General features: G+C 68.3%; 1 protein-coding gene. It reads right to left on the bottom strand.

The window, feature by feature from the left end; genetic code table 11:
* Positions 1-37 precede the first annotated feature (37 nt).
* Positions 38-1,276 carry an IS110 family RNA-guided transposase gene (locus tag EV191_RS29975; protein ID WP_132881507.1) on the bottom strand — a complete coding sequence of 413 codons (1,239 nt, stop codon included), beginning with the start codon at positions 1,274-1,276 and terminating at the stop codon, positions 38-40.
* Positions 1,277-1,528 lie beyond the last annotated feature (252 nt).

Here is a 1,528-nt window from a genome sequence, read left to right on the forward strand (position 1 = left end):
CGCTGTGACACCCCTTGTGTCAACCTCAAGATCAGAATTAGGCCGCGATGTGCTGCTGGACGAGGTGTTGAGCGCCGCCGTGCTGGGCTGGGTCGTAGGTTGTGTTGTTCTGCCAGCAGCGCCACATGACCCGGACCCAGGCGCGGGCCAGGATGCGGGTGGCGTGGGGGTGGTCTTTGCCGGAGGCTCGTGCTCGGTCGTAGATGTCGGCGGCCCAGGGGCTGGCGAATCGGCTGTTGGCGGCGAAGGTGGTGATTGCGACCCGCAGGCGTTTGTTGCAGGCCCAGCGGAAACTGACGCCGCGTTGTTTACCGGATGTCTTGGTGACCGGGGTGATCCCGGCCAGTGCGGCGATGGCGTCGGGGTGATCGAAGGCTTCGCGGGCGTCGCCCCATTCGGCCAGGATCTGGGCGGCGTTGATAGTGCCGGCGCGGGGGAAGGACCGGAAGATCTCGCCGTCGGGGTGGGTGTCGATCTTCTTGGCGATGGAGCGGTCCAGGTTCTTGATCGCGGTGTTGAGCTCGGTGAGTACGCCGACCTGGGCCAGTACGGCGTCCCGGATTCCTTCGGACACAACGGGATCGAGAGTCCCCGTGGGTGTGGCGCGCAGGCGGGCCAGCAGCACGGCAGCGGGCCTCTTGCCGGAGTAGCCCTGTTGGGCGCAGAACGCGGCCAGTCGCTTCTCGGTCAGGCGGGCGGCCGACGCCGCGGTCGGGTACTGGGTGAGGAAGGCCAGGGCGATCGCGGACTCGATGTTGGCGAAGATGGCCTTTGCGCCGGGCCAATGACTGTCCAGCAGCGCGGCGAGCTGGTTGGTCGCGGCCACGCGCGTTTCGACCAGGTCCCCGCGGGCACGGACCACAGCGCGCAATGCCTTGGTGGGGCTGGACAACGGCGCGGCGGGACGCAGCCGGTGGATGCGTACCCGCAGGTAGTCGGCGATGACGTGTGCGTCGCCGGGGTCGGACTTCGCACCGGAAAGCACCTCGGCCTCGCGCCAGGTCTTGATCGCGTTCGGCTTGACCGGCAGTACCGGGTGCCCGGCTTCCAGCAGCGCATCAACCAGCCGGCCATCCGGGCGTTCGATCGCGACCGGCACCTGTTCGGCCGGACCGAGCTTGCCCAGCCGAGCGGCCAGCCGCTGGAAACCGGCGGCGGTGTGGTCGATGGTGAACGCGGCGGCCTTGCGGCCGTCGGAGTCCAGCACGCACACGGCGTGCTCGGCCGCCGCCCAGTCGATCCCTACGAAGTACAGCGGCCCATCATGCTGCGACAACTGTGTCGCCTTTCTGCTCGCACGGGGCAAGAACCGGGCGGAGGCGAGGGAACCGACAGCAGAGTGGTCACTAACCGGCGCTCAACGGCGCGTCCCTTTGTCATCGCTTCGCGGTCCCAGGGAAGCCGGGGGCGGCAGTGTCACAGAGGCCCACGAAGGGCGACCGAACTAGGCCGTCACCCCGGCTTCCGCCTGGTTCCTACCACACACGCCGGTTCGGCGTCTGCACAGAAGAGGGTGCACTAGTGACCG

It is taken from the genome of Tamaricihabitans halophyticus (assembly GCF_004340875.1).
In the GTDB taxonomy this organism is placed as follows: Bacteria; Actinomycetota; Actinomycetes; order Mycobacteriales; family Pseudonocardiaceae; genus Tamaricihabitans; species Tamaricihabitans halophyticus.